The organism is Streptomyces sp. UC4497, from assembly GCF_054871485.1.
Window position 1 is genome coordinate 52,059 of the sequence record NZ_JBTYHB010000013.1, and the last position, 26,801, is coordinate 78,859.

Annotated in this window: 29 protein-coding genes; 11 read left to right on the top strand and 18 right to left on the bottom strand. The window is 70.6% G+C overall.

What is annotated here, in order from left to right:
- The first annotated feature begins 149 nt into the window (after positions 1–149).
- Positions 150–2,378 (top strand): alpha-xylosidase, encoded by a 2,229-nt coding sequence (gene yicI, locus ACYSUO_RS19890; RefSeq protein WP_461777507.1) that lies wholly within the window; start codon positions 150–152, stop codon positions 2,376–2,378.
- A 42-nt stretch (positions 2,379–2,420) separates the two neighbouring features.
- Here the strand turns inward: yicI and ACYSUO_RS19895 are convergent, their stop codons facing one another.
- Both ACYSUO_RS19895 and ACYSUO_RS19900 read right to left on the bottom strand, forming a co-directional pair.
- The gene (locus tag ACYSUO_RS19895) at positions 2,421–3,182 is read right to left on the bottom strand and encodes a sulfite exporter TauE/SafE family protein (protein WP_461777508.1); all 762 of its coding nucleotides are present in this window, start codon (positions 3,180–3,182) and stop codon (positions 2,421–2,423) included.
- 118 nt (positions 3,183–3,300) lie between these two features.
- Positions 3,301–4,026 carry a GntR family transcriptional regulator gene (locus ACYSUO_RS19900; RefSeq protein WP_461777509.1) on the bottom strand — a complete coding sequence of 242 codons (726 nt, stop codon included), beginning with the start codon at positions 4,024–4,026 and terminating at the stop codon, positions 3,301–3,303.
- A 297-nt stretch (positions 4,027–4,323) separates the two neighbouring features.
- On the opposite strand from ACYSUO_RS19900, the gene ACYSUO_RS19905 reads away from it, so the two are divergent.
- The 3 genes from ACYSUO_RS19905 to ACYSUO_RS19915 all read left to right on the top strand — a co-directional run bounded on the left by ACYSUO_RS19905 (position 4,324) and on the right by ACYSUO_RS19915 (position 6,742).
- Positions 4,324–5,118, top strand: a complete 795-nt coding sequence (locus ACYSUO_RS19905; RefSeq protein WP_461777510.1) for an SAM-dependent methyltransferase — start codon at positions 4,324–4,326, stop codon at positions 5,116–5,118.
- A 151-nt stretch (positions 5,119–5,269) separates the two neighbouring features.
- Positions 5,270–6,010, top strand: coding sequence for a hypothetical protein (locus ACYSUO_RS19910; RefSeq protein ID WP_461777511.1), 741 nt, complete (start codon positions 5,270–5,272; stop codon positions 6,008–6,010).
- A 78-nt stretch (positions 6,011–6,088) separates the two neighbouring features.
- Positions 6,089–6,742: a dihydrofolate reductase family protein gene (locus ACYSUO_RS19915; RefSeq protein ID WP_461777512.1), complete on the top strand. Its 654-nt coding sequence runs from the start codon at positions 6,089–6,091 to the stop codon at positions 6,740–6,742.
- Between the two features lie 26 nt (positions 6,743–6,768).
- Here ACYSUO_RS19915 and ACYSUO_RS19920 read toward each other — a convergent pair whose 3' ends face one another.
- Complete coding sequence (locus ACYSUO_RS19920) at positions 6,769–8,010, bottom strand: NADH:flavin oxidoreductase (RefSeq protein WP_461777513.1); 1,242 nt, start codon at positions 8,008–8,010, stop codon at positions 6,769–6,771.
- 26 nt (positions 8,011–8,036) lie between these two features.
- Entirely contained in the window at positions 8,037–8,630 is a 594-nt protein-coding gene (locus ACYSUO_RS19925) for a TetR/AcrR family transcriptional regulator (protein ID WP_461777514.1), read from the bottom strand.
- A 177-nt stretch (positions 8,631–8,807) separates the two neighbouring features.
- Between ACYSUO_RS19925 and ACYSUO_RS19930 the strand changes: the two genes are divergently transcribed.
- The 4 genes from ACYSUO_RS19930 to ACYSUO_RS19945 all read left to right on the top strand — a co-directional run bounded on the left by ACYSUO_RS19930 (position 8,808) and on the right by ACYSUO_RS19945 (position 13,276).
- Entirely contained in the window at positions 8,808–9,776 is a 969-nt protein-coding gene (locus ACYSUO_RS19930; RefSeq protein ID WP_461777515.1) for an LLM class F420-dependent oxidoreductase, read from the top strand.
- Positions 9,777–9,783: 7 nt separating this feature from the next.
- Positions 9,784–10,383 carry a cysteine hydrolase family protein gene (locus tag ACYSUO_RS19935; protein ID WP_461777516.1) on the top strand — a complete coding sequence of 200 codons (600 nt, stop codon included), beginning with the start codon at positions 9,784–9,786 and terminating at the stop codon, positions 10,381–10,383.
- Positions 10,384–10,516: 133 nt separating this feature from the next.
- Positions 10,517–12,106, top strand: a complete 1,590-nt coding sequence (gene malX, locus ACYSUO_RS19940) for a maltose/glucose-specific PTS transporter subunit IIBC (RefSeq protein WP_461777517.1) — start codon at positions 10,517–10,519, stop codon at positions 12,104–12,106.
- Positions 12,107–12,109: 3 nt separating this feature from the next.
- Positions 12,110–13,276 carry a MalY/PatB family protein gene (locus tag ACYSUO_RS19945; protein WP_461777518.1) on the top strand — a complete coding sequence of 389 codons (1,167 nt, stop codon included), beginning with the start codon at positions 12,110–12,112 and terminating at the stop codon, positions 13,274–13,276.
- An 8-nt stretch (positions 13,277–13,284) separates the two neighbouring features.
- Here the strand turns inward: ACYSUO_RS19945 and ACYSUO_RS19950 are convergent, their stop codons facing one another.
- The 3 genes from ACYSUO_RS19950 to msrA form a co-directional block, all read right to left on the bottom strand.
- Positions 13,285–13,434 carry a hypothetical protein gene (locus tag ACYSUO_RS19950; RefSeq protein ID WP_266718429.1) on the bottom strand — a complete coding sequence of 50 codons (150 nt, stop codon included), beginning with the start codon at positions 13,432–13,434 and terminating at the stop codon, positions 13,285–13,287.
- 100 nt (positions 13,435–13,534) lie between these two features.
- On the bottom strand, positions 13,535–15,262 hold the full coding sequence (locus ACYSUO_RS19955) for an MFS transporter (RefSeq protein WP_461777519.1): 1,728 nt from the start codon (positions 15,260–15,262) through the stop codon (positions 13,535–13,537).
- 83 nt (positions 15,263–15,345) lie between these two features.
- A complete protein-coding gene (gene msrA / locus ACYSUO_RS19960; protein ID WP_461777520.1) occupies positions 15,346–15,855 on the bottom strand; it encodes a peptide-methionine (S)-S-oxide reductase MsrA in 510 nt (169 codons plus the stop codon).
- Positions 15,856–16,106: 251 nt separating this feature from the next.
- Here msrA and ACYSUO_RS19965 point away from each other — a divergent pair, with 251 nt between their 5' ends.
- Both ACYSUO_RS19965 and ACYSUO_RS19970 read left to right on the top strand, forming a co-directional pair.
- Positions 16,107–17,471 carry an FAD-dependent oxidoreductase gene (locus tag ACYSUO_RS19965; protein ID WP_461777521.1) on the top strand — a complete coding sequence of 455 codons (1,365 nt, stop codon included), beginning with the start codon at positions 16,107–16,109 and terminating at the stop codon, positions 17,469–17,471.
- 182 nt (positions 17,472–17,653) lie between these two features.
- Positions 17,654–18,070 carry a 5-carboxymethyl-2-hydroxymuconate Delta-isomerase gene (locus ACYSUO_RS19970; RefSeq protein ID WP_461777522.1) on the top strand — a complete coding sequence of 139 codons (417 nt, stop codon included), beginning with the start codon at positions 17,654–17,656 and terminating at the stop codon, positions 18,068–18,070.
- Here the strand turns inward: ACYSUO_RS19970 and ACYSUO_RS19975 are convergent.
- From ACYSUO_RS19975 to ACYSUO_RS20020, 10 genes are all read right to left on the bottom strand, one after another.
- Complete coding sequence (locus tag ACYSUO_RS19975) at positions 18,067–19,440, bottom strand: FG-GAP repeat domain-containing protein (protein ID WP_461777523.1); 1,374 nt, start codon at positions 19,438–19,440, stop codon at positions 18,067–18,069. The genes ACYSUO_RS19970 and ACYSUO_RS19975 overlap by 4 nt on opposite strands.
- 84 nt (positions 19,441–19,524) lie before the next feature.
- Positions 19,525–20,118 carry a bifunctional 4-hydroxy-2-oxoglutarate aldolase/2-dehydro-3-deoxy-phosphogluconate aldolase gene (locus ACYSUO_RS19980; protein WP_461777524.1) on the bottom strand — a complete coding sequence of 198 codons (594 nt, stop codon included), beginning with the start codon at positions 20,116–20,118 and terminating at the stop codon, positions 19,525–19,527.
- Between the two features lie 29 nt (positions 20,119–20,147).
- A complete protein-coding gene (locus ACYSUO_RS19985) occupies positions 20,148–20,411 on the bottom strand; it encodes an HPr family phosphocarrier protein (RefSeq protein WP_426895689.1) in 264 nt (87 codons plus the stop codon).
- The gene (locus ACYSUO_RS19990; RefSeq protein WP_461777525.1) at positions 20,408–21,511 is read right to left on the bottom strand and encodes a DgaE family pyridoxal phosphate-dependent ammonia lyase; all 1,104 of its coding nucleotides are present in this window, start codon (positions 21,509–21,511) and stop codon (positions 20,408–20,410) included. Before ACYSUO_RS19990 ends, ACYSUO_RS19985 begins: the two co-directional genes overlap by 4 nt.
- 26 nt (positions 21,512–21,537) lie before the next feature.
- Positions 21,538–22,293, bottom strand: coding sequence for a DUF4310 family protein (locus ACYSUO_RS19995; RefSeq protein WP_461777526.1), 756 nt, complete (start codon positions 22,291–22,293; stop codon positions 21,538–21,540).
- 13 nt (positions 22,294–22,306) lie between these two features.
- Positions 22,307–23,095, bottom strand: coding sequence for a DUF4311 domain-containing protein (locus ACYSUO_RS20000; protein WP_426895695.1), 789 nt, complete (start codon positions 23,093–23,095; stop codon positions 22,307–22,309).
- A gap of 4 nt (positions 23,096–23,099) precedes the next feature.
- A complete protein-coding gene (locus ACYSUO_RS20005; protein WP_461777527.1) occupies positions 23,100–23,435 on the bottom strand; it encodes a DUF4312 family protein in 336 nt (111 codons plus the stop codon).
- Complete coding sequence (locus tag ACYSUO_RS20010) at positions 23,432–23,800, bottom strand: SFCGS family glycine-rich protein (RefSeq protein WP_266718416.1); 369 nt, start codon at positions 23,798–23,800, stop codon at positions 23,432–23,434. The genes ACYSUO_RS20005 and ACYSUO_RS20010 overlap by 4 nt, the downstream gene beginning before the upstream one ends.
- A 24-nt stretch (positions 23,801–23,824) precedes the next feature.
- Positions 23,825–24,220, bottom strand: coding sequence for a hypothetical protein (locus ACYSUO_RS20015; RefSeq protein WP_461777528.1), 396 nt, complete (start codon positions 24,218–24,220; stop codon positions 23,825–23,827).
- A 45-nt stretch (positions 24,221–24,265) separates the two neighbouring features.
- Positions 24,266–25,426: an amidohydrolase/deacetylase family metallohydrolase gene (locus ACYSUO_RS20020; protein ID WP_461777529.1), complete on the bottom strand. Its 1,161-nt coding sequence runs from the start codon at positions 25,424–25,426 to the stop codon at positions 24,266–24,268.
- Positions 25,427–25,605: 179 nt separating this feature from the next.
- Between ACYSUO_RS20020 and ACYSUO_RS20025 the strand changes: the two genes are divergently transcribed.
- Complete coding sequence (locus ACYSUO_RS20025; protein ID WP_461777530.1) at positions 25,606–26,352, top strand: IclR family transcriptional regulator; 747 nt, start codon at positions 25,606–25,608, stop codon at positions 26,350–26,352.
- 90 nt (positions 26,353–26,442) lie between these two features.
- Here ACYSUO_RS20025 and ACYSUO_RS20030 read toward each other — a convergent pair whose 3' ends face one another.
- Positions 26,443–26,727 carry a hypothetical protein gene (locus ACYSUO_RS20030; protein ID WP_426895706.1) on the bottom strand — a complete coding sequence of 95 codons (285 nt, stop codon included), beginning with the start codon at positions 26,725–26,727 and terminating at the stop codon, positions 26,443–26,445.
- Between the last annotated feature and the right edge of the window lie 74 nt (positions 26,728–26,801).

The window sequence follows — 26,801 nt, forward strand, 5'->3', positions numbered from 1 at the left end:
TGCTACACCCCGTTGCGAACGCGGATTAAGCTGGAATCGAAGCGCTTCGACGATTCCTTGTGCCGACCTCTTGATCTTTCGATGCGCGTGGGCTCAAATGCGGTGTAGCGGCGCCTTGCCCACGCACATTGCCCACCCCGAGGAAGATGATGAAGTTCACCGACGGCTTCTGGCTGATGCGCGACGGGGTCGAGGCCTCGTACGCCACCGAGGTCCGTGACGTCCGCGTCGACGCCGACCGCTTCACCGCGTTCGCGGCGGTCAAGCGGATCGAACGGCGCGGCGACACCCTCAACTCCCCTCTGCTGACCGTCGATTGCTTCACACCCGCCGAGGGCGTCATCGGGGTCCGCGTCACCCACCACGCGGGAAAGCGCCACCCGGGGCCCGACTTCCGACTGCCCGGCGAGGACGCGGGCGCGGGTACGGTGCGCCGCGACGGCGCAACGGTCGAGCTGTCCAGCGGGGCGCTGTCCGTGTGCCTCGACGAGGCGGCACCCTGGCAGTTGTCCTTCCGTGACGCCGACGGCCGCGAGGTCACCTCCTCGGACCGCAAGGGCACCGCCTTCTTCCGGACGGGCGACGGGGCGCACCACATGGCCGCGCAGCTGTCGCTCGGCGTCGGGGAGCAGGTCTACGGCCTCGGCGAGCGCTTCACCCCGTTCGTCAGGAACGGCCAGGTCGTCGACATGTGGCAGGCCGACGGCGGCACGAGCAGCGAACAGGCGTACAAGAACGTCCCGTTCAGCCTGCACGTCTCCCCCGCGGGCGCCTACGGGGTGTTCGTCGCGCACCCCGGAAGGGTCAGTTACGAGATCGGCTCGGAGTCGGTCGGCCAGATGCAGTTCAGCGTCGAGGACCAGTCGATCGAGTACTACGTCGTCGCCGGACCCACCCCGAAGGACGTGCTGCGCCGCTACACCGCGCTGACCGGCCGCCCGGCGCTGCCGCCCGCGTGGTCGTTCGGCCTGTGGCTGACGACGTCGTTCACGACGCAGTACGACGAGGAGACCGTGACGTCGTTCGTCGACGGCATGGCGGAGCGCGACATCCCGCTGAGCGTCTTCCACTTCGACTGCTTCTGGATGCGCGAATACCAGTGGTCGGACTTCGAGTGGGACCCCGCGGTCTTCCCCGATCCGGAGGGCATGCTGGCCCGCCTCAAGGAGCGCGGACTGCGCATCTCCGTCTGGATCAACCCGTACATCGCGCAGAAGTCGGCCCTGTTCGAAGAGGCAGCGGCGCAGGGCTACTTGGTGAAGCGGCCGAACGGCGACATCTGGCAGTGGGACCTGTGGCAGGCGGGCATGGCGCTCGTCGACTTCACCAACCCTGAAGCCTGCGCCTGGTTCCGCGGCAAGCTCAAGGTGCTCCTTGACCAGGGTGTCGACTGCTTCAAGACGGACTTCGGCGAGCGCATCCCCACGGATGTCGTCTGGCACGACGGCTCCGACCCGGAGCGCATGCACAACTACTACACGCACCTGTACAACCAGGTCGTCTTCGACCTCCTGGAGAAGGAGCGCGGCCGCGGCGAGTCCGTCCTCTTCGCCCGTTCGGCGACGGCGGGCGGGCAGCAGTTCCCGGTGCACTGGGGCGGCGACTGCTGGTCGTCGTTCGGCGCGATGGCGGAGTCACTGCGCGGCGGGCTGTCCCTCTCCCTGTCCGGCTTCGGCTTCTGGTCCCACGACATCGGCGGCTTCGAGGGCACCCCCGACGCGGCGGTCTTCAAGCGCTGGCTGGCCTTCGGTCTCCTCTCCTCGCACAGCCGCCTGCACGGCTCGTCCTCGTACCGGGTGCCGTGGGAGTTCGGCGACGAAGCGGTCGACGTGGCAGGGCAGTTCACGAAGCTCAAGCACCGCCTGATGCCGTACCTGTACGGCGCGGCGGTCGAGGCGCACACGTCGGGCGTGCCGCTGATGCGCCCGATGCTGCTCGACTTTCCCGACGACCCCACGGCGCGCGCCCTGGACCGCCAGTACATGCTCGGCCCCGACCTCCTGGTGGCGCCGGTGTTCTCCGCGGACGGCGATGTCGAGTTCTACGTCCCCGAGGGCACGTGGACCCATCTCCTCACCGGCGAGCGGGTCGAGGGCCCGGTCTGGCGGCGCGAGCGGCACGGCTTCGACAGTCTGCCGCTGTACGTGCGTCCTGGCGCGGTCCTGCCGATGGGCGCGGACGCGTCACGCCCGGACGGCGACTGGCTCACCGGGCTCACGCTGCTCGTCACTCCGGACGCGGAGGATGTGACGGTGACGGTGCCCGATACGCACGGCGGTGTGGCCGGGACGTATCGGGTGGTGCGGGACGGTGCGACCGGGGAGGCTGCGGTCGTGGAGGGGCACGGGGTCGATGAGGTGACGGTGAAGCAGATCTGACGCGCGGCTGGGCCTGGTGCGATGCAAGGCGCTGGGCCCTGCTCAGTGCAGTGCCAGGAACGGCGCCGACGCCAGGAGGAACGCCACCATCGCGTACTTCAGGCGCCGGGCCGGGAGGGCGTGGGCGATGCGCCAGCCGATGAGCACGCCGACCAGCTCCGGGATGCCCACCAGGGCCGCGAGCCGCCAGTCGACGGCTCCGTGCAGCACATACGCCACCGTGCCCACGCTCGCGATCACGATCGACTGGGCCTGGGCGGCGGCCAACGACGACAGCACCGGCAGCCCCGCCACCACGAGCAGGGGCACGCTCAGCATGGGTCCGCCGAGCCCGAAGAGACCCGCGACGACCGCGACGACGACGCCGATCAGGACCGTGCGGCCCAGCGGGATGTGCGCCCGCTCGGCGCCGTCCGGGGCGCGCCGGTCGCGCACCCACACCAGGATGCCGGTGACGACGACCGCGCAGGCCAGCAGGATCCCGAAGCCGCGTCCCGCGACCAGGGTGTTGCACAGCACGCCCAGCGGCGCCCCCACCAGCGCGGCGCCGGCGAGTGCGGCGGCGCAGCGCCGGGTCCCCGGGTCGCGGAGCTGTCCCGACCGGGCGTACGCCGCCGTGCCGAGCAGGCCGGTGGCGACGTGGGTGACGATCGCGGTGCCCGCCACGCCCGCGGGCGTGAGGCCGGAGAACAGGAACAGTCCGATGGTGGGCAGCACTCCGCCGGGCCCGATGGCGGTGATCCCGATGCCGCCGAGCAGCCCGGCCACCGCGAGGAGGACCAGGTGTGTGGTGTCCAGGGTCATGTGCGCTCCCACCCGCTCTGCCGTGCTCTTTGTCGTTCGCTTCGCATGTTCGGTTGCTTCAATCCCTCGCCCCGTTCAGATCCCCGGTTGCTTCAACCCCTGGACCCCTTCAGCTCCTTCAGTCCCTCGGCAGGACGGCCCGCAGGGCGAACCGGTCCGCGCGCACCCGCAGTGACTCGGCGTCGACCGGGCGGCCGTCCGCGAGCCGGGTCAGCCGGTCGATGGTGAAGAGCGCGGCGCCCTCCGCCACGCCCAGCAGGCGCGCCGTGTCCGGGTCCGCCGTGACGGCGTGCACGGTCACCTCGGCGCTGCCGAGCCGTGTGCCGCTGGTCTCCTCGATGAGCGCGAACAGATCGCGGCCCGCCAGGTGGCGGTCGAGCAGCGGCCGGCCGATGTCGGGGGCGAGCCAGGTCGAGTCCAGGGAGAGCGGATCCGCGTCGAGTGATCTCAGGCGCTCGATGTAGACCGCCTCGGAGCGCTCCGGGAGGCCGAGGCGTTGCGTGATCGCGGGCGGGGCGTGCGGCACGACACGTGCCTCCCGCACCTCGTTGGTGACCGTGCCGTACGCGGTCAACTCCTCGGCGAGGCCGACCAGTCGGGAGAGGCCGTGGCCGGCCTTGTGGCCGGTCACGAGGGTGCCGATGCCGCGCCGCCGGGTCACGACACCCTCGTCCCGCAGCATGTTCAGCGCCTCGCGCACGGCGTTGCGGGTGGCTCCGAGGGACCGGCCGAGGGCGCGCTCGTCCGGGAGCACACCGTCGTACGCGCCGTCGACGATGCGCTGGCGCAGCACGTCGGCGACACGGCGTGCCCGGTCGGCCCGCGATCCGTCACGGTCTTCCATGCCCGTCCCTTCTCCGTGGTGCATGTGACGGCAGACCGTACGCCCTCCGATGTTTCGCGGGTGTTACGCCACCCCCTCCGACCTGCACAAACGCCTGACCTGCGACGGAGCGGCAGTCATCGGGGGCAACGCCGGTCACCGCCGTCACACCCACCGCGCGCCCACCAGTCACCTGCCACCCCGACCACCGCCCGGCACACCGGGCGCACCCGCACCACGGCGACGTATCAACTCCCGCATGGAATACCCTGGTTGACGCATGATCCACGGCCACCCATCGACCTTTCGGAGCGACTCGTGCCTCAGGACCGTCCGCTGATCGACAGTGACTCCCCGCATTCGGCCCGCATCTGGAACTACTGGCTCGGCGGCAAGGACTGTTACGAGGTCGACCGCCAGGTCGGCGATGCCATTCAGCAGGTCAACGCGGAGATCGTGCACGTGGCCCGCGCGCAGCGCGCCTTCCTGGCCCGTACCGTCTCCCACCTCGTACGGGACGTGGGCATCGACCAGTTCCTCGACATCGGCACCGGGCTGCCCACCATCGACAACACCCACGACGTGGCACAGCGCAACGACCCCACGGCGCGCATCGTCTACGTCGACCACGACCCGGTCGTGCTGCGGCACGCGGAGGCCCTGCTGACCAGCACTCCGCAGGGAGCCACCGACTACATCGAGGCCGATCTGACCGACCCCGCCGACATCCTCCGGCAGGCCGCCGACACGCTGGACTTCACCCGTCCCATCGCCCTGATGCTGCTCGGGGTCGTCGCCCATGTCACCGACGACCGCGCCTACACGATCGTCGAGGAACTCAAGAGCGCGCTGCCCAGCGGCAGTCACCTGGTTCTGTGCGACAGCACCGAGGTGTACCACCCCGAAGCCACCCGCGCGATGGTCGAGCAGTGGAACAGCACCAGTAACAACCCGCGCACCAATCGCACCCCCGAGCAGATCGGCCGCTTCTTCGAGGGATTCGAGCTGGTCGAACCGGGTCTGACCTCGGTGTCCCAGTGGCGCCCCGATGACGTCGAGGGTGAACTCCCGGAGCCCGTCAGCAGCTTCGGCGGCATCGGCCGCAAGCCCTGATGCGCGTCAACACGCCAACTCCCGTACCGTAAAAGGAGACCGATCTGCGCTGACGTGCCACACGATGGGCACCCGGGTGAGTACCATCCGGCCCTACAGCACACACGTGCACACACCGACAGATCACTCCTTTCCACGAGAGCGAGCCATCATGGCGGACACCACGAACCAGACCGAGCTCAAGTCCCGTTACGCCGACCGGATCCAGGACGACATCGCGAACAACGAAAGCGAGTTGAAGCGGGTCAGCGAGGAAATCGCCGCACTGCAGGCCCAGTTGGGCACCCTCGAGGAGAACCGCACGCTGCTGGAGAGCATGCTGAAGTCCCTCGGCAGCGGGAAGCTCCCGCCCCTTCCGGCGCCCGTCGCCGAGAAGCCGGCCGGGAAGGCCGCGGGCAAGGTTCCGCGCCAGAAGGCACGGGACACGACGGCGGCGAAGCCCGCGCAGGCCAAGAAGCCGGCCGGCACCCCCGCGAAGGCGGCCAAGGCCGCGAAGCCCGCCAAGACCGCGGCAGCCACCAAGCCCAGCGCGCCCGCCGCGCCCGCCGCCGAGAAGACCGAGCCCCAGGGCTCCACGCTCGTCGAGCTCATCGTGTCCCAGCTGGGCGCCGAGACCAGCCCGCGCTCGGCCGCCGAAATCACCTCGACGCTGCAAAAGAAGCACCCCAAGCGGGAGTTCAGCACCAAGGTCGTCCGCAACACGCTGGAGGCCCTGGTCGCCAAGGCCCGCGCCGAGCGCACCCGGCAGCAGCGTTCAGTGTTCTACGTCGCCGTGCCCGCCACCGGCACGCCCTCGAAGTCGGCCACGGACAGCAAGACCGCGGCGGACACCAAGGCCGGCCAGGACAAGGCGGTGGACAGCAAGGCCGCGGCGAAGGACGGCGCCGCGTGACACCCCGCTCGTCGCCTGCGCGATGAGTCTCGTTCGCCGTGGCAGTCTCACAGTTGTCGATCACGTAGGAGGAGCCCCGTGAAACAGCAACTGCTGAAGGTCCAGAATTTCAACGTGTCCGCGGACGGATTCGGCGCCGGTCAGGGTCAGAGCCTTGAGCGGCCGTTCGGACACGCCGACCCGGGGAGCATGTTCGCCTGGGCCGGGGCCACGGCGAGCTGGCCCAATCGCACGGAACCGGGGGGCTCCCGCGGCATCGACGACTATCTGACGCGGGATTTCCACCACAACATCGGTGCCGAGATCATGGGCCGGGGCAAGTTCGGCCCGCAGAACGGGCCCTGGCAGGACCACGAGTGGCGCGGATGGTGGGGTGAGGAGCCGCCGTTCCGCACCCCGGTGTTCGTGATGACCCACCACACGCGCCCGTCGATCACGCTGTCGGACACCACGTTCCACTTCGTCGACGCCGACCCCGGCACCGTTCTCAAGCAGGCCAGGGTGGCCGCGCAGGGCAAGGACATCCGGCTGGGCGGTGGCGCCACCACTGTCCGCGAGTTCCTCGAGGCGGACCTCGTCGACACCCTGCACGTGGCGGTCGCGGACGGTGTCAAGCTCGGCTCGGGCTCCAAGCTCTGGGACTCCCCCGACGACCTCCTCGACCGCTTCCACCTCGATGTCGTGCCGAGCCCGACGGGCGCGGTGCGACACCATCTGTTCTGGCGGAAGTGACACCCGGCGCGCGTGGGGTCACGTAGTCAGTGGCCGCGCGCGTGGAAGGGTTCCGGCTCGATCAGGACACAGCGCGTACCGGTGTAGATGGTGGGCATGCAGCGGTTGCAGTGGATGCACAGCGAGTGTGTGGGCCGGTCCGCCGCGCGGTCCTCGGCGAAGCGGTTGACGAGGTCGGGTTCGCGCAGCAGCGCGCGGCCCATCGCCACGAACTCGAAGCCCTCGGTCATGGCCTGTTCGGCGGTCTCGCGGTCCGCGATGCCGCCGAGCAGGATCAGCGGCAGTTTCAGCGCGGCCCGGAACTGGCGCGCCGAGGGGAGCAGGAACGCCTCCTCGTAGGTGTAGGCGCGGATGAACTTCTTTCCGACGCGCTCGATGCCGAACCGCTGGGGCTGGGGGAACGTCGCCGCGAACTGGCGCACGGGCGCGCCGCCGCGGAACAGGTACATGGGGTTCAGCAGGGAACTGCCCGCGGTGAGTTCGAGGGCGTCGACACTGCCGTCTGCCTCCAGCCAGGCGGCGGTGCGCAGGCTCTCGTCCAGCCAGATGCCGCCGGACACGCCGTCGTCCATGTTGAGCTTGGCGGTGATCGCGATCTCGTCACCGACCTCGTCGCGGACCGCGCGGGCCACGCCCCGGGCGACCCTGGCCCGGTTCGCGAGGGTGCCGCCGTACTCGTCCTTGCGCTTGTTGAGCCTCGGACTGAGGAAGGCGCTCGCGAAGTAGTTGTGGCCGAGGTGGATCTCCACCGCGTCGAATCCGGCCTCGACCGCGATGCGCGCCGCGCGGGCGTGGGCGCGGGTGACACGCGCGATGTCCTCGCGGGTGGCCGGGCGGGCGAAGCGGAAGGACTGCAGGTTCAGGAAGCGGCTGGGCGCGAGCGCGGGCAGCCCGTTGGAGACGGGGTCGGCGACGGGTCCCGCGTGGCCGATCTGCGCCGAGACCGCGGCGCCCTCCGCGTGCACGGCCTCGGTGAGCCGGCGCAGGCCGGGAACGGCCTCGGGCCTCATGTGGATCTGGTCGCGTTCGGTACGGCCCTCGGGGGCGACGGCACAGTACGCGACGGTCGTCATGCCGACACCGCCGGCCGCGGGGCGCCGGTGGTACTCGACGAGCCGGTCGCTGACCAGGGCATCGCGGGTGACGCCCTCGAAGGTGGCCGCCTTGATCACGCGGTTGCGGAGGGTGAGGGGGCCGAGCCGCGCGGGGGCGAGCAGGTCTGGCGCGGCGGGCCCGGTGGTGTCGCGGATGGAGTCTGCTGTGCTCATGGCTGTGCAACTCCTCAACTGTCGGTTCAGGGTGGGGCGTTCAGGCCTGCCGCGACGAAGGCGATGACTGCCTCCGCCGGGGGCCGGGGCGTGCCGCCCAGCTCGGCGGTGGCCGACTGCGGCTCCCCGTAGAGCTGGAGCAGCAGGTCGAACGTCATGCGCAGGCGGTGCCCGGCCTGTAGCCGGGAGAGGTCGGGCCGCGCGGCGCACAACAGCTCGCGCCACGGCCGATGACCGAACCACCGCTCGTCGAAGGGGAGTTCACGGCGGCTCAGCACGACGCGGGCGAGCAGGTGCAGCAGCATGCGGCCGTGCGGGGTCCGGGTCAGCTCGTCGAGCGGTCGCACGAGGACGTCGACGAACTCCTCGACACGCGGCGCCTCTCCGGCGGCCGTCCTGCGCTCCACGTCGGCGAGCGGCTGCGCCCACAGCGGGCCGAGCCGGCTCTGCAGCAGCGCGGCGACCAGGTCTTCCTTGGTGCCGAAGTGGTAGTGCACCGCGGCCGGGTTCATGCCCGCCGCCGCGTTGACCGCGCGGACCGACACCCGCTCGTACCCCTTGGCGAGGAAGAGCCGCTCGGCGGCGTCGAGCAGTGCCGCCCGTGTGGTGTCGGTGGGCATGGGCACAGGACAGCACGGCGCGACACACTTTTCAATCAGTGATGGAAACTTCCCTCACCCTGGTGGGGGCCGCACCCGGGGGCTTCGGCGGGGTCACAGACCGTGCCCGGCGGTCGACAATGCCGAACACATCCAATGAAACTGTTAGAACCCCGGATGATCGGGGACGCAGTGGACATGGACATCGGATACACGTTGATGACCGAGCAGGCGGGACCCCGCGAGCTGGTGGACCACGCGGTCGGGGCCGAGGAGGCGGGGTTCGACTTCTCGGTGACCAGTGACCACTACTTTCCCTGGCTGCGTTCCCAGGGCCACTCCCCGTATGCCTGGAGCGTGCTCGGAGCCGTCGCGCAGGCGACGTCGCGGCTGCCGCTGATGACGTACGTGACCTGCCCGACCTTCCGCTACCACCCCGCGGTGGTGGCCCAGAAGGCGGCGACCTTGCAGCTGCTGTCGCAGGGCCGCTTCCGCCTCGGGCTCGGCTCCGGGGAGAACCTCAACGAACACGTGGTCGGCCGTGGCTGGCCGGCGGTGGATGTGCGGCACGAGATGCTGGAGGAGGCGGTGACGATCATCCGTTCCCTGTTCGAGGGCGGGCACGTCACGCACCACGGCAAGCACTACGACGTCGACTCGGCCCGCCTGTGGGATCTGCCGGAGACCGCCCCACCGATCGGTATCGCCGTATCGGGCGAGCAGTCCTGTGATCTGGCGGGCCGGCTCGCCGATCTGCTCATCGCCACCGAGCCCAAGGCGGAGCTGCTGACCGCCTTCGACCGGCACGGCGGCGAGGGCAAGCCGCGGATCGGACAGCTGCCGGTCTCCTACGACCCCGACCGCGAGGCCGCCGTCGCCCGCGCGCACGAGCAGTTCCGCTGGTTCGGCGGCGGCTGGAAGGTCAACTCCGAGCTTCCGCACCCCGACTCGTTCCAGGGCGCGACCCAGTTCGTGCGGCCCGACGACGTCGCGGACTCGATTCCGTGCGGCGCCGACGTGGACACGTTCGTGAAGGCGGCGCGCCCCTTCGCCGAGGCCGGGTTCACCGGTCTCGCCCTGGTCCAGATCGGCGGCGACCAGCAGCACGCCTTCCAGGAGTGGTCCACCAAGAAGCTGCTGCCCGCGCTGCGCGACGCCTTCGGGTGACCGAGCGATGACCGAGCCCGCTTCCGAGCCCGCACCCACCCCCGCCTCCGCGCCGTCGGCCGATCGCTCGGCGCTCGTCGTGATCGACATGATCAACACGTACGACCACGCCGACGCGGAGCTGCTGCTGCCCGCGTCCCGCGCCGTCGTCCCGGCCATCGTGGACCTGCTCGACCGGGCGCGCACGGCCGGTGCCCCGGTGATCTACGCCAACGACAACTTCGGTGAATGGCGCTCGCACCACGGCGAGTTGGTGGACACGGCGCTGGCAGGGCCGCACGCCGAGTTGGTGGAGCCGCTGCGGCCCGACGCCGATTCCCTCTTCGTCGTCAAGGCCCGCCACTCGATCTTCTACGAGACACCACTGTCGTATCTGCTGTGGGAACTGGGCGTCGGACACATCGTGTTGTGCGGCCAGGTCACCGAGCAGTGCGTGCTCTACTCCGCGCTCGACGCGCACATCCGTCATCTGCGGACCACGGTGCCGCACGACGCGGTGGCCGCCATCCATCCGGATCTCGCCGACGCCGCGCTGGAGATGATGCGGCGCAACATGGGCGCACGCATCGCCGCCGCCTCGGAGGTGACGTTCGAGGACCAGGGCTGAGGTGGACTTCGAGGACAGGGGCCGAAGGCGGGCGAGGTCGGCCATGGACATGGCGCGACCTGCTGTGATCTCATCCGCCAGGTGGCCGACTTGTGCCCGCCTCCCGTCCAGGCCCGAAAGACGATAGACCCCCATGCAGAAGACCAAGGCCGCGCTCTGGGAGTTCCTCCAGAGCCTCGGCAAGACGTTCATGCTCCCCGTGGCGCTGCTCGCGTTCTGCGGCATCATGCTGGGCATCGGCTCCTCGCTCTCCAGCGACGCCGTCACCGGCAACCTGACCTTCCTTCAGGGCCAGGGCTTCCACCTGGTCTTCACGTGGATGGCCAACACCGGCCAGGTCGCCTTCCAGTTCCTGCCCGTGATGTTCGCGATGGCCATCCCCCTCGGACTCGCCCGCGAGGACAAGGGCGTCGCCGCCTTCTCCGGCTTCGTCGGCTACGCCGCGATGAACCTGGCGGTGAACTTCTACCTCACCGCCAAGGGCGTGGACTTCGACGACGAGAAGGCGATCGCCCACTACGGCATCGCCGATGTCATCGGCATCCAGTCCATCGATACGGGACTCCTCGGCGCGGTCGCCGTTGGCATCGTTGTCAGCCTGCTCCACCAGCGGTTCCGTACGCAGCGGATGCCCGACGCGCTGGCCTTCTTCGGTGGCCTGCGCTTCGTGCCGATCATCTCCGCGCTCACGCTGAGCGTGCTCGGTCTGCTCATCCCGCTGGTGTGGCCGACGTTCAACGGCTGGATCACCGACCTGGGCCGCGCGATCGGTCACGCGGGGGTCTTCGGGCCGTTCTTCTTCGGCATGGGCGAGGTGCTGCTGCGCCCGGTGGGCCTGCACCACATCCTCGTCGCGATGTTCCGCTTCACGGACGTCGGCGGATCCGGCGCGGTTTGCGGGGACCAGGTCTCCGGCGCGCTGAACATGTTCTACGCGCAGCTGAACTGCTCCAAGCCGCCCACGGCCGCCGTCACCGACGCCACCCACTTCCTGTCGCAGGGCAAGATGGCGGCCTACCTCGGCGGACTGCCGGGCGCCGCGCTCGCGATGTACCACTGCGCCCGCAAGTCCATGCGCCCCGAGATCAAGGCGCTCCTGGTCTCCGGTGTGGTGGCCTGTGTCGTCGGCGGCATCACCGAACCGCTGGAGTTCCTGTTCCTGTTCATCGCGCCGTGGCTGTACTTCCTGCACGCCGTCCTCGTCGGTCTCGGCTTCCTCGCCGCCGCCGTCCTCGGGGTGTTCATCGGCAACACGGACGGCAATGTCATCGACTGGCTCGTCTTTGGTGTCCTGCAAGGCACGACCACCAAGTGGTATCTGGTGCCGGTCATCGCCACCGTGTGGTTCGCCGTCTACTACTTCCTGTTCCGCTGGGCCATCAAGCGCTTCGACCTCAAGACGCCGGGGCGCGAGGAGGAGGCCGAGGAATCCGCGGAGGAGGCGGACGAGTCCGGGGCCCCGCGTGAGCTGGTCGCCGGGAAGTACGACGCGGTGGCGATCCTCGACGCGATCGGCGGCGCGGACAACATCACGTCCCTCGACAACTGCATCACCCGGCTCCGGCTGACGGTCGAGGACGCGGAGCGCGTGGACGAGCCGCGCCTGAAGAAGCTGGGCGCCGTCGGCGTCGTGAAGCTCGACGCACACACCGTGCAGGTGGTCATCGGCCCGCAGGTGCAGTCCGTGAAGGACGCCATCGCCACGATGGTCCCGGTGGGCTGAGCCGTGCCACACACCTCCCCCACCTACGATTTCGACACCCTGGTCGACCGGCACGGCACCTGGTGCACGCAGTGGGACTACGTCGAGGACCGCTTCGGCGTGCCGGATCTGCTGCCGTTCACGATCTCCGACATGGACTTCGAGACGGCCCCCGAGGTCCTGACGGCGCTGCGCGCCCGGCTCGACCACGGCGTGCTCGGCTACTCCCGCTGGCGCCACGACGACTTCCTGTCCGCGATCGTCGACTGGTACGCCGCCCGGTACGACACACCCGTGGACCCGCAGTCGATCGTCTACGGCCCGTCCGTGATCTACCAGGTCGGTCAGCTGCTGCGCCTGTGGTCGCGGCCCGGCGACGGCGTCGTGGCGCACGCGCCGACGTACGACGCCTTCCCGAAGACGGTGGCCGCGCACGAACGGCGGCTGCTCACCTGCCCGTTGGGAGACTGGGCGGAGCTGGAGCGGCTGCTGTCACTGCCGGACACCTCGGTGCTGCTGCTGTGCTCCCCGCACAATCCCACCGGTCACGTGTGGACGGCGGCGGAGCTCGACCGCATGGCCGAACTGTGCGCGCGCCACGACGTGGCGGTCATCAGCGACGAGATCCACTCGGACCTCGCCCACCCGCCGGCCGTCCACCGGCCGTGGGCGCTGCACGCGAACTCGGGCACCCGGTGGGCGGTCGTCACGTCCGCGTCGAAGTCCTTCAACATCCCGGCACTGACCGGAAGTTACGGCATCGTCGGGGCCCCCGACTCCCGGGACGCGTACCTGCGCCGCCTCAAGGAGGCCGACGGCCTGTCGTCCCCCGCGGTGCTGTCCGTGGTCGGCCACATCGCGGCCTACCGGGAGGGCGGCGCCTGGCTGGACGCGCTCGGCACGTACCTGCGCGGCAATCTGTCATACGTGGCTCAGCGCCTGGCAGAGGCGTTCCCCGAGCTCGGCTGGACGCCACCCGAGGCCGGCTACCTCGCCTGGATCGACCTGCGCCCCCTCGGTGTGGACGAGGAGGCGCTCCAGCGCGAGCTGGTCGAGCGGCAGCGGGTGGCGATCATGCCGGGCACGGCGTACGGCGCCGCCGGTCATGTGCGGCTCAATGTGGGTTGCCCGCGCTCCAAGGTGGAGCGCGGGGTAACTGCCCTCATCGACGGTGTACGCGCGATCCGCTGAAGGTCGGGTCAGCGGACGAGGGCGTACACCAGCCAGCCGAGGAGGAACAGCACCACGATTCCTGTCAGTATCGCGGTGCCCTTCCCCGGCTCCATGGAGCGTTCGAGCTCCTTCTCCTTGATGAAGGCCTTGGTGTCCTCCTCGGTGCGCGTGCGCACCCACCCGTTCCCAGGAGCGAACATTCTCCTGTACCTCCCCGTTGTCGACTGATCTTGCTCCTTACCGAATGCGGCTCGGGCAAACGTCGACCCGTGCGCGTCAGGCGCCCGCGCCGCGCAGTTGGGCCAGTGCGGCCGCGGTCAGTGGGCGCGGCGCGGAGTCCGTGCCGGTGGCGACGAGGACGACCGTGCACGCGCAGGCGTGGGTGAGGGCGGTGGTGAAGCTGCCGTCGGCGAACTGGGTGAGCGGGCCGCGCGGCGAGTGCCCGACGGCCACGACGCGGGCGCCGACGTCCGCCGCGTGCCGGGCCAGCGCGCGGCCGGCGGCGGCGTGGTCCCCGACGCTGTTCAGCACCTGCCCGGTGGCGGCCGTCCCCGCAGCCGCGAGCCGGTCGAGGTGGTCCTGGACGGCGGCGCGGGCCTGGGCGAGGTCCTCGGCGTCGGCGGCCTGGTCGTCGACCACGGCGGTCTGCCGGACGTGCACGACCTCCAGCGGGCTGCCGGTGTCCCGGGCGAGGCGCGCGGCCGCGTCGACGATGGCGGGCGCCCTGTCGTGGTCCCCGACGGCGACGACGACGCGCGGGTCGGTGCTCGGAGCCACGGCTCCCACAGGTGTGAACGACGGCTGCACCGGCTCGCCCCCGCCCGGGTCCGCCTCGGCCTGCCGCAGCAGCCGGTGCCCGCTGGCGAGGACCGGGATGGCGAGGACGAAGGTGAGCGCGGCCAGGTAGAAGGGCACGCTCAGGTCCATGGCATCGGCCAACTTGCCCGCGACGTACGGCGCGAGGCCGCCGCCGATGAACCGCAGGAAGCCGTACGCGGACGAGGCGACGGGGCGCTCCACCGGTGAGACGAGCATGACGGCCTGCGTGGTGAGCGTGTTGTTGATGCCGATGAAGGCGCCGCTGACGATGACCGCGACGATCACCACGGTCGGCGTCGAGACCCCGGCGGCGATGACGGCCATCACGACGCCGAGGCAGAAGAGATTCGCGTACAGGACGGCGGCGGTGCCGTAGCGCGCCTGGAGGCGCGGCGCGAAGTACACGCTGAACAGGGCGACCAGGAGCCCCCAGCCGGTGAAGACGAGGCCGAGTTCGTGGGCGTCCAGCTCCATGGGGTACGGGGCGTACCCGAGCATCGTGAAGAAGCCCCAGTTGTAGAGGAGCGCCATGATGCCCATGGTCAGCAGGCCGCGGTGGCGCAGTGCCTTGAGCGGTGCGATCGGCGACGTGATCTTTTTGGGCCTGGGCAGATCGGGGACGAAGGCGATGGTGGCGACCAGCGCGACGGCCATCAGGACGGCGACGCCGAAGAAGGGACCGCGCCAGCTGATCGCCCCCAACTCGCCGCCGAGCAACGGCCCGACGGCGATCCCGAGGCCGAGCGCGGTCTCGTAGAGGATGATCGCGCCGCCGAATCCGCCGCTCGCCGAGGCGACGATGACGGCCAGGGAGGTGGCGATGAACAGCGCGTTGCCGAGTCCCCAGCCGGCGCGGAAGCCCACGATGCCGTTGATGGAGCCGGTGGCTCCGGCGAGCGCCGAGAAGACGACGATCACGCTCAGGCCGATGACGAGGGTGCGCTTGGCGCCGAAGCGGCTGGAGAACCAGCCGACGACGAGCATCGCGACCGCGGTGACGATGAGATAGCTGCTGAACAGCAGGGACACCTGGCTGGGCGTGGCATGCAGGCTGTCGGCCAGGGCGGGCAGGATCGGGTCCACGAGACCGATACCCATGAAGGAGATGACGCAGGCGAACGCGACGGCCCAGACGGCCTTCGGCTGCTTGAAGGGGCTCGATTTCGTCGTTACCCGCTGCTGCATGCCGTCATCATGCATTTACGTGTACATGGAAACAAGATGCGTGCGGGTGCCGCTCTCCTCCGAGCGGCACCCGGCCCCCGAACTCAGGCGGCGCGCTTCGGCAGCTTCCAGTTCGGCCGCGGGAAGTGGCAGGTATAGCCCTCCGGGTAGCGCTCCAGGTAGTCCTGGTGCTCCGGCTCGGCCTCCCAGAAGTCGCCGACCGGCTCGACCTCGGTCACGACCTTCCCGGGCCACAGGCCGCTCGCCTCGACGTCCGCGATGGTGTCGACGGCGACCTGGCGCTGCGCGTCGTCCACGCAGTAGATCGCGGACCGGTAGCTGCGCCCCAGGTCGTTGCCCTGGCGGTCCTTCGTGGTCGGGTCGTGCACCTGGAAGAAGAACTCCAGCAGGTCCCGGTAGGTGATCACGGAAGGGTCATAGACGATCTCGATGGCCTCGGCGTGGTCGCCGTGGTTACGGTACGTGGCGTTGGGCGTGTCACCGCCGGAGTACCCGACACGCGTCGACAGCACGCCGGGCCGCTTGCGGATCAGGTCCTGCATGCCCCAGAAGCAGCCACCCGCCAGCACTGCCCTCTCGGTTACCTCTGACATACGCCACTCCCTGCATTACCTGACACGACGAACAGTTCCCAACGGGTCCAACAGAGCGCGACCCACGGATCTTCCAGCTTAGGCGGAGCCCCTAAAGCCAAGCTATCGACCCCCATAAGGCAGCCTTATGTGCCCATAGACCGGACCCGCCTACTTTCTAAGGCTTGCCTTACTTTAGGCTTCCCTTCAAGCACTCGTGGCCCGACCTGCGCGTACGGACCACGGGAACCACCTCGAAGGGAACCTGAACCATGCCTCGCCCCCTGAGGGTCGCCATCGTCGGAGCCGGCCCCGCCGGCATCTACGCCGCCGACGCCCTGCTCAAGTCCGAAGCGGCCTCCGAGCCGGGGGTGTCCATCGACCTCTTCGAGCGCATGCCGGCGCCGTTCGGCCTGATCCGCTACGGCGTCGCGCCGGACCACCCGCGCATCAAGGGCATCGTGAAGGCCCTCCACCAGGTGCTCGACAAGCCGCAGGTCCGCCTGTTCGGCAACGTCGACTACCCGCGCGACATCGACCTCGACGACCTGCGCGCCTTCTACGACGCGGTCGTCTTCTCCACGGGTGCGACGGCGGACCGGGCGCTCGACATCCCGGGCATCGAGCTCGAGGGCTCGTACGGCGCCGCGGACTTCGTGTCCTGGTACGACGGCCACCCCGACGTGCCGCGCACCTGGCCGCTGGAGGCCGAGAAGGTCGCCGTCCTGGGTGTCGGCAACGTCGCGCTCGACGTGGCGCGCGTGCTCGCGAAGACGGCGGACGAGCTGCTGCCGACCGAGATCCCGGCCAACGTCTACGAGGGACTGAAGGCGAACAAGGCCCTGGAGGTCCACGTCTTCGGCCGTCGTGGCCCCGCGCAGGCCAAGTTCAGCCCGATGGAGCTGCGCGAGCTGGACCACTCCCCGTCCATCGAGGTCATCGTCAACCCCGAGGACATCGACTACGACGAGGGCTCGATCGCCGCCCGCCGCAGCGAGAAGCAGACCGACATGGTCGCCAAGACGCTGGAGAACTGGGCGATCCGCGACGAGGGCGACCGCCCGCACAAGCTGTTCCTGCACTTCTTCGAGTCGCCGACCGAGATCCTCGGCGAGGACGGCCGCGTCGTCGGCCTGCGCACCGAGCGCACCGAGCTGGACGGCACGGGCAACGTCAAGGGCACCGGCAACTTCACCGACTGGGACCTCGGCGCCGTCTACCGCGCAGTGGGCTACCTCTCCGACGAACTGCCCAAGCTCCCCTGGGACATCAAGTCCGGCACCGTCCCGGACGAGGGCGGCCGTGTCATCCAGGAGAACGGTGAGCACCTGCAGTCGACGTACGTGACCGGCTGGATCCGGCGTGGCCCCGTGGGCCTCATCGGGCACACCAAGGGCGACGCCAACGAGACGATCGCGAACCTGCTCGCCGACCACGCGGAGGGCCGCCTGCAGACGCCGGTCTCGCCCACCCCGGAGTCCGTCGAGGAGTTCCTCGGCGAGCGCGGCATCCGGTACACGACCTGGGACGGCTGGTACAAGCTGGACGCCGCCGAGAAGGCGCTCGGCGAGCCGCACGGCCGTGAGCGCGTGAAGATCGTGGAGCGCGCGGAGATGCTCGACGCCAGCGAGGCGTGACATGACGGGTGAGGGCCCGGTCGGACTCGGCCGGGCCCTCACCCGTACCCGTGCGTTCCCCGCACCCGTACCCGCGCGTCCCTCTCCCCCGTACCCGCGCGTTCAAGGCGTGACGTGCGACGGGATAAAGTGGTCGACAGGTAGATGTAAAACCCACCCACCTTGTCCGCCGCGGAGGCGCCGTGCCTCAGATCACCGTCGACTACTCGCCCACGCTCACCGACACCCTCGACCGGGCCGCCCTCGCCACCGCGTTGCACGCCCTGGTCGTCGAGGGGTCGGGCTCGCGCGGCACCTGCAAGACGTTCTTCCGTGCCGCCACGGAGACGTACGTCGTCGGCAGCGAGCACGACGACGTGCCGGTCGTGCACGTGGAGGTGGCGCTGCTCCCGGGGCGCAGCGAGCGGACCATGACACGCCTGTCGCAGCGGATTCTGGCGCTGCTCCTGGAGCACGTGGGCGCGGCCGCCGGTGCCGACGTGGTGTGTTCGGCCGAGGTGCGCCCCCTAGCGGCGTACAGCCTGTATCCGACGCGCCGCGAGTTCACTGGCGCGACGGGCTCCCGTCCCGAGCGCCACGGGTGCACACCCGCCGCCTAGGTGAGCGGCCGCGCCACCTTCCGGACGTCGAACGACTCCCTCTGCTTCCCCGAACCGTCGACCACCCGCCAGGTGTGGCCCGAGGCCAGGACGAGTTCGTCGCGGCCGTCGCCGTCGACATCGGCGGCGTCCTCGATCCGGCCCGAGGGCCGCGGCAGTGAGTGCCACGGCTCGGAGCCCAGGCCCGGCGAGGAGCCGCCCCGCAGGATGTCGATCCGGTCGTGCCCGCCCACCCGGTCGTCGTCGCTGCGGACGGCGAGGTCATCGCAGCCGTCGCCGTTGACGTCCGCGGCCATCAGGTCGATGCCGAAACCTCCCTTGCGCACGCCGCCGTCGATGACGACCGGGGCCTCGGGCGCCCTGCCGTAACGGATGGTCACCTTGCCCTTGCGGTCGCGCGGTGCGAACTCGTCGTCCATGGGGACGCCGCTGTCGCCGAGGGCGATGTCGGGCCGTCCGTCGCCGTCGAAGTCGCCGACTGCGACGTTCTCGCCGCGCGGCAGCGGTGCGGGCCGCGCGGCGAGGCCGCTCGCGGTGTCCACTCCCCCGGCCAACAGCCGGAGCGCTTCCGGCGCTCCGGGTTTGTGCACCAGCAGGTCGGTGGCCCGGTCGCCCGTGACCTCCGCCGCGATCAGCCGAAGACCGGTGACGGCGTCGGCCGAGCTGCCGTAGGGGTCGGTGCGTTCGGTGATCCTCGCCGGTTTGCCGGTACGGGTGAACGGGCCCCGCAGCACCACGAGGTGACGCTCGTGCAGGCCGGTGCGGTAGGTGGCCAGGTCGACCCGACCGTCGCCGTCGAAGTCCCCGGCCACCGTCGGGTCCTCGTAGACGTCCTCGCCCTTGCTGATCCGTACCGGCTGGCCCTTGCCCATGTGCGGAAGCGGGATGCGCGCGGCTACGTGGCCGGGGTCCGGGCCGTGTGCGCCGCCCCACTGCACGTGGGCGCTGCCGCCCGCCACGAGGTCGAGATGGCCGTCGCCGTCCAGGTCGGCGACGGTCGGACCGCTCTCGCCGTCCGTCATCGAGTCGTGCTCGGGCAGGTCGAAGTCCGTGGGCGTGAACACCATGCGGTCGCCGGGCCTGGCGCCGTGCAGCAGGGCGATACGGCCGGTCTGGTAGACGTCACCGTTGCCGGCCGGGACACCGAGCGCCAGGTCCGGGCTGCCGTCGCCGTCGAGGTCGGGAGCAGGGGTGCCCGAGTTCTTCGCCTTCGCGGCCGACGCTTCGCAGGCGCTGTCCTGGATCCGCGGGTAACCCTCCTGGTGGCGGGCGCCCGTGGCGGTGCCCAGGACCAGAGCGGTGGCGAGGAGGGCGGTGCCCCGTCGCCACCACGGCCCGCGGCGCGGAGGTGCTGTCGGCTCGCATGTCATGGAGCCACTACAACGGATGCGCTCGCCCTGTTTCCAGTGCCGAGATCGCTCCGTTATGCCGACGCGTGGCTCTCTGAACTCCCCTCACCCGACGCGCTCTTTCAGCCGGGACACGTTCGCCGCTACGTCGCCGCGCGTGAGGTCGCTGCCGATACTGACCGAGAAGGCGCCCGCGGCGAGCCACTTGTCGGCGTCGTCCACGCTCACACCGCCCGTCGCCATGATCCGGGCGCCGGGCAGCACGGAGAGCACGGACCTCAGGTAGGCGATGCCTCCGACGTGCGCGGGGAACAGCTTGGCGACACCCCGGTCCGCCGCGATCCGCAGTTCGCTCGGGGTGAGTCCGCCCTCGACCAGGAGCCGGCCCGCGGCGTCGGCGACGGGACGTACCTCGGGCACCTGGAAAGGACTCACCAAGAAGTGCGCACCGGCCGCCAGGGCGCGTTCGGCGATCTCGGGCGAGGTGACGGTGCCGAGGCCGAGTGTCACCTCCGGGAACTCCTTCACCCAGGCCGTGACCAGGTCCTCCCAGCCGGGTGTGGTGGCGGTGAACTCGAAGGCGGTGAGTCCGCAGTTCACGAGGGTGCGGGCCACCGCGTCCGCGGTGTCGGCGTCGGCCTCGCGCACGGTCGGGGTGACGCGCGCGGCGCGCAGGGCGTCGATGACTTCGGCGTGCATGGTGGACTCCGGTCGGGTACGGGCTGTGGTCATGCCGGGGCCGCGATCTCGGCGAGGGCGTCCAGGGTCGACTCGGCGTCGGCCCCGCGGGCGCGCAGCACGATGGCGTCGCCGCAGCGGATGTTGAGTGTCATCAGCGACAGGACGCTGCGGGCGGGGACCTCGTGTCCGTCCTCCCGCGCGACGGTCACATCGGAGGTGGCGCGGGCGGCGGTCTGGGCGAATGCGGCGGCGGGGCGGGCATGCAGGCCGGCTTCCTCGGTGACCACCAGGCGGCGTTCGACGACGGTCATCGGTTGTTCTCTCCGTCCAGCAGTGCGGTCAGCCGGTCGACCAGCTGTTCCTCTTCCTCGGGGTTCATGGGGCGCGGGTCGATCGCGAGGCGTCCCGTCACGGCGTGATGGTCCCTCAAGTACACGCCGAACGTTGCGAGTTCGGCCGCGAGAGTCGCCGCGTCACGGCCCGCCGTATCGGGGTCCACGGTGAGTTCGGTGCGGTGGATGTCGCGTCCCGCCTCGTCGCTGACGACGCGGGTGGTGAGGCCCGGCAGGTCCGCGAGGCGCGCGGCGAGCTTCTCCATGCGCGGCCGGTGCCCGCCGCTCGGGGCGTTGCCGTACTCGCGCAGGGCCTGCACGAGGCCGAAGAGGGTCTCCTTGCCGACCTTCATCGGGCGGGCGATGCCGCCGTATTGGGCCCGGCACGCCGCCATGTGCGCGGAGCTGCCGCAGATCATCCCGGAGGTGGGTCCGCCGACGGCCTTGCCGCCGCTGTAGATCACGAGGTCGGCGCCGGTGGCGGGCCAGCGGCGCAGTTCGCCCTCGGCCGCGGCGTCGACGACGACCGGGAGGTCGTGGGCGCGGGCCACCTCGATGGTCTCCGGCAGGGACACCATGCCCTTCTGCACGGCGTGGTGGGACTGGACGTACAGCAGGGCCGCGGTGCGCGGGCCGATCGCGCCGGCCAGGTGGTCGGCGCTCACCTTGTTCGCGGAGCCGACCTCGACGGGGCGGCCGCCGCCGAGCGCGACCATCTGCCGTAGGGGCGCGCCGAAGTGGACGGAGTGGCCGCGCGGCAGGATCACCTCGCAGGGGGCGTCGCCCGCGTCGGGCAGGGTTTCGATGCGGGACAGGTCGGTGCCGGCGATGACGGCGGCGACCGCGATGGCGATGCCGGAGGCGGCGCCGGTGGTGGGGCAGCCGTCCTCGGTGCCGGTGGCGCGGCCGATCTCGCGGCCGACGGCGGCCATCAGGTCGTCCATGACAACGTGGTGGCGGGCGGCCTGGCCCATCGCGGCGACGACGCCGTCGCTGAGGACGCTGCCGCCGAGGGCCGTCATCTTGCCGCTGGCGTTGATGGCGGGTGGTGTGCCGAGGTCGTGGTGGAGAGAGTGCACGGTACGTCCTAAGGGCAGGGGTGGGGTCACTTGCCGGGGATCGGGAAGAAGAGGCCCGCGAGCATCGCGCCGATGATGGCTCCGCCGGTCAGCGGCTTCTTCCACTTGTAGAAGAGGGCGGCGCCGATGGTCGAGCCGATGCCGACGGGCAGCGACGCGGTGGCGGCGGAGATGATGACGAGCGGACCCAGATAGCGTCCGGCGGAGTTGCCCGCGCCCATCATCACGTCGGCGCCGAAGGTGGAGGTGCCGCCCGTCGAGTTCACGGTGGCGCGCCGGATCGCGAGGATCGCCACCCCGATGACGGCACCGAGGAGGGCGCCCACCGGGATGGCGAGCCAGAAGTGTTCGAGCGGGGCGGTGAATCCGGCGCCGAGCAGCATGGCGGGGATGCCGATGCCGACGCCGGTCTGGAGGGAGCCGCCGATGTCGAGGATGCCCACCATGGGTCCCTCGATGACGCGGGCGAACAGGAAGCCGGCGCCGAAGGCGGCCGCGGCGCCGTAACTGCCGTTCTCCATACCGGCCTTGAGCATGGAGGCGACCGCGACGTCGCTGAACACGCCGGTCCCGTACGTGTAGTAGAGCTGCGTGCCGGTGAAGATGCCGGCGGCCAGGCAGGCGACGAAGACGGGGAAGGCCCATTCGGAGAGCCAGAAGCTGCCCTCGCCCGGCACCTTGGTCAGGAAGCCGCCCTTGGCCCGCTGTTCGCCGGAACCGGAGCCGGAGCCGGAGTTCTGCGCCGGTATGCCACCCGTGGCGGAGGTTGATGTGTCGGTCATGTCGGTGCCTGCCTCACTCGGGCTTGGTGCCGGTCACGTCGTGGAGGTGCGTGAGCCAGTGCGGGATGTCGACGTTCAGCTGCTGGAGCAGGGTGAGGTCGGCCCCGCGCAGGAAGGTGCTGGCGGCGAAGAGCGTGAGCACCACGGCGGCGAGGGACTTGGTGACCTTCGTCCAGCCCAGGTCGTCGACGCCCTTGCCGATGACGATGCCGAGCACGATGCCGGGCACGGCGTTGCCCATCACGAGGTGGCCGAGGCCGCCGAGGACGGTGCCCCAGGCGCCAGCGCGCCGACCCGCGTCGACGGCGGCCATCCAGAAGATGATCGGCATCACGGGGTTGATCAGCCACTCCGAGGCGGGCCCCAGCACCTTGGCCGCGACCTCCTGCAGGGAGTGCGGGATCGAGGCGGCGGTGGTGTTGAGGAGGGTGACCAGGACCATGCCGACGGCCGTGCCGGTGATGGCCATGCGCCGCGGGTTGTGCAGGGTCTCGGCGAGCCTGCGGTTCTTGATCATCGCGACCGACGCGGTCCAGTGCGGCACGATGCGGTGGTCCACGTCGGAGGTGAGCGCACCGGTCCCCACCGCGCTCGACCAGGCGTTGAACAAAAACCCGAGCCCGAAGGAGAAGTGCGCGACCGGGTCGTTCTGACAGGCGTTCAGCTCGCCGAGCGTACGGAAGGCGCCCATGCCCTGGACCTTCGGCGCGTGGAACATGCGGGCCACGCCCGCGGAGGCGCCGAAGCCGATGAGTCCGCCGATGACGAGGGACTCCAGCAGGACGGTGAGGGTCTCGTTCATCGGGTCACCTCATGTGCAGGGCGTGCTGGACCGGCGAGAGCCGCTCCTCGCGCACCGTGAAGTCGACGGTTTCCAGGTCGAGCGAGGCCACCTGCACCTCGACGCGCAGGGTGAGTTCGAAGCGCTGCCGGGTGCGGGGGAAGAGAAGCCCGAGGAAGCGTTCCGTCCAGCGGTGTTCCACGGCCGCGACGACCTCGAGTTCGAGGGGCTCCACGCGGAAGCACACGCCGTCGGTCACCTTGTCGACGGAGGACTGCACCTGGCCGATGGCGGTGGCGAACGCCTTGTCCCTGGTGGGCCCGGAGCCGGTGAGCCGCAGGGTGTGGCGGGTCTGCTTCACGAGGCGTCTTCCCCCAGCTTCTTGAGGAGCGCCTGGGTGACCTTGAAGCCCAGTTCCTCGCTGTCGAGGAAGCCGAAGCCGAGGACGGTGCGACCCTGTTCCACTGCGGTCACCCCGGCCTGCGCCGAGCGCATCCCGAACTCGATGTCGTGGCCGTACTTGGCCTTGGCGGTGACCGCTCCCGCGCCACCGCTGCCGCAGAAGGAGATGCCGAGCGCGGCGCCCTCCGCGGCCATCACGTCGCCGACCTTCATGTCGGCGCCGGGGCCGGCGATGAGGACGGGTTCGCCGCCCGCCGCGCGTACGCCGTCGGCGACGGCCTGGCCCTTGCCGAGCCGGTGTCCGATCACGATCTTGACTGTCATGGCGGTGCTCCTTGGTGGGTGGGGTCAGGCCTGAGGGGTGGACTGGTGCTGGAGCTGTGCCGCCGCCTCGAAGTGCAGGGCGAGCAGCAGGACTTCGGTGTCTCCCGCGAGGAATTCGCGCGGGGCGCAGTAGGTGTCGATGAGGGTGCGGGCGGACGCGATGCGTTCGGCGCGCAGTTCGGAGGCCAGTTCCGGGTCGAGCGGGTCGAGGTGTTCGACGGTGCGCACCCGGCGGACGAAGGCGAGCGCGTGCACGGCGAGGGCGAGCACCCGTGTCTCGTCGAAGACGATCCCGGCGACCTGCGCGTGGGCCAGCGCGATCGGCAGGAACTCCGCCAGGTCGGCCCGGTCCTCGTCGGTGACGGGCTGCGTGGTGTCCTGGACGGCCGTCGCGAGCCGTTCGATCAGGGGCGTGCTCATTCACGGGCCTCTCGGTGGTTCGGTGGAGCGGTCGGTGGGTGGGACTCAGCCGGTGGAGGTCCCGGGGGTGTGGAGACGTCCGGCGCGCACCGTCCGGACCGCCTCCAGCTGGGTGTGGGCGGTACGTGTGTCGCCGTCGGCGTCGGTCAGTACGGCGGTGCGCTCGACGAGGCGCAGCAGCGTCAGATCGGCGGCGCCACCGACGCGCAGAGTGCCCAACTCATCCTCAAGCCCGAGGACTTGGGCGGGGTGCAGCGTCGCGCACCGGATCGCCTGGTGCGTGTCGAGGCCGAGCGCGAGCAGCTTGTTGAGCGTGGTGACGAGCGAGTGGACCGGCCCCTCGACATTGCCGACGTGTACGTCGGTACTGATGGTGTGCGGGGTGAAGCCCGCGGCGAGGGCCCGTTCGGCGGTGGCGAAGTTGAGGCTCGCGCTGCCGTGACCGACATCGAGCCGCACCCCGCGCGCCACGGCCCGGCGCGCGGCGCCCTCGCTGCCGAACAGGCCGCCGGGCTTGCCGTGGAAGGCGTGCGTGACGACGTCGCCCTCGCCGAGCAGGTCCAGTACGTCGGCGAGGCGCGGCGGTTCGTTGCCGACGTGCACCATGACCGGCCGGCCCACGCGCGCGGCGACCCGCTTCGCGGCCCGCAGAGGTTCGAGGCCGCTGTCGCCGAGGACCGAGGAGCTCATCCGCACCTTGATGCCTCGCACCCGGTCGGGGTGCTCGCGCAGCAGCTTCTCGGTGGCCGCCTCGTCGATGTCGCCGGGGCCGCCCGCGAGTTCGGTGCGGCCGTGGACGAGGCCGTGCCGGGAGATGTTGAGCCAGCTCAGGACGCGGGTCGCGGCAACGTTGACAACGTTGCCTGCGAAGTCGTCCCAGTGGTCGCTGCCGCAACTGCCCGCGTCCACCACGGTGGTGACACCCTGCTCGACGCCGACCGTGTCGGCAGGCACACCGAGCGAGGTGCGGGGCGCGTAGACATGCGAGTGGAGGTCGATCAGGCCGGGTGCCACGAGCAGCCCCGTCGCGTCGACGCGCGCCTGTCCGGCCAGCGTGCCGGGCTCCCCGATCGCGGCGATGCGGCCGCCCTGCACGGCGAGGTCACCGGCGAAGGGCGCCGGGCTCAGGGGGTCGGCCAACAGCCCACCGGAGACGACGAGATCGAATCGTTGCGGACCTGCGGAAGGAGCTGCGTGCACAGCCATGGACGGCGACCTTTCCCCGGCATGAAAGTGGTGCGTGCGACGACGGGCGCAGCGGAGCGCGGCTGGGCACACCGCTGCTGGACACTCGAGTCGAGGACCCGAGTACGTTCCGTGGAGTAGAATGGCGTTCCGCTCGGCGGATCGAGTGGAAACATAGCCCGCGTCTCCTCGGAGGGTCAATGGAAGCGAGCAAGCCCGCGAATTCCGTCGTGAAGGCGCTTCGTGTACTGCACGCGGTGGCGCGTGCGGACGGACCGCACCGGCTCGGCGACATCGCGGAGCGCTCCGGCGTCTCCAAGGCCAGCACGCACCGGGTCCTCGCCACGCTCGTCGAGGAGGGGTACGCCGCCGCCGACGGCGAGGGCCGCTACGGCTGCGGCAACCAATTGCGTACGATGGCCGCGCAGGTGCTGGCGGACGACGCGGTCGGCATCGACGCCGTGCTGCGCGCGCTGCAGCAACGCCTGGGCCAGGCCGTGCACTTGGCGGTGCCGAGCGGGGACCACGCGACGTACACGCACAAGGTCGACCCGGGCCACGCCTACCGCATCGCCACCGACGTCGGGGCGCCACTGCCGCTGCACGCGACCGCCGCGGGAAAGGCGCTGCTGGCCCATCTTCCTCCCGAGGAGGCCGCTGCCGTCCTCGACCGCACCGGCCTGCCCGCCCGCACCCCCCACACGCACACCGATCGGACCGGTCTCATCAAGGAGTTGGCCGCGATCCGCGATGCCGGGTACGCCACCGACTACGAGGAGGCGGACGCTTCGATCTGCTCGATCGCGGCCCCGGTCCTCGACGCGGACGGCACACCGGTCGGCGCCGTCTCGGTCTCCTCGCTCACCTTCCTCGTCACCGAGGAGCAGCTGGCCGGGTTCGCTCCAGCGGTGCGGCAGGCGGCAGAGGACGTGTCCCGCCGCCTGTGACCACGTCCCCGATGACACACCAAGGCCCCTTCACACCAGGTGTGAAGGGGCCCGTCCCGGTGGTGTCGCCACCCGGTGTCACGGCGGGAGTCAGGCGGCGCACCCGCACTGACCGCAACATCCCAGCCAGCGGCGCAGGGTGGCGTGCACGGCGTCCGGGAGCGCGCTGAGCTGGTCGATCGCTTCCGTGTCGCCGGGCGAGGGGGCGATGCCCGACGCGGTGAGGACGGCGTTCAGTTCGAGGCGGCGCATGTCCTTCGGGTCGATCCGGGAGGGCAGGCGGTGCGCCGGGTTCGGCGGGGCCAGCAGCCAGTCGTCGGCCCAGTCGATGGCGCGGATCTGCTCTTCGTCCAGCCCGGTCGTGATGGTGTGCATGCCGGCCTCCTTCGTGGCGTACGCCGTTGTCTCGAAGGCAGAGAGCACCGGGGACCGTGCGCCGGTTGCGGCCG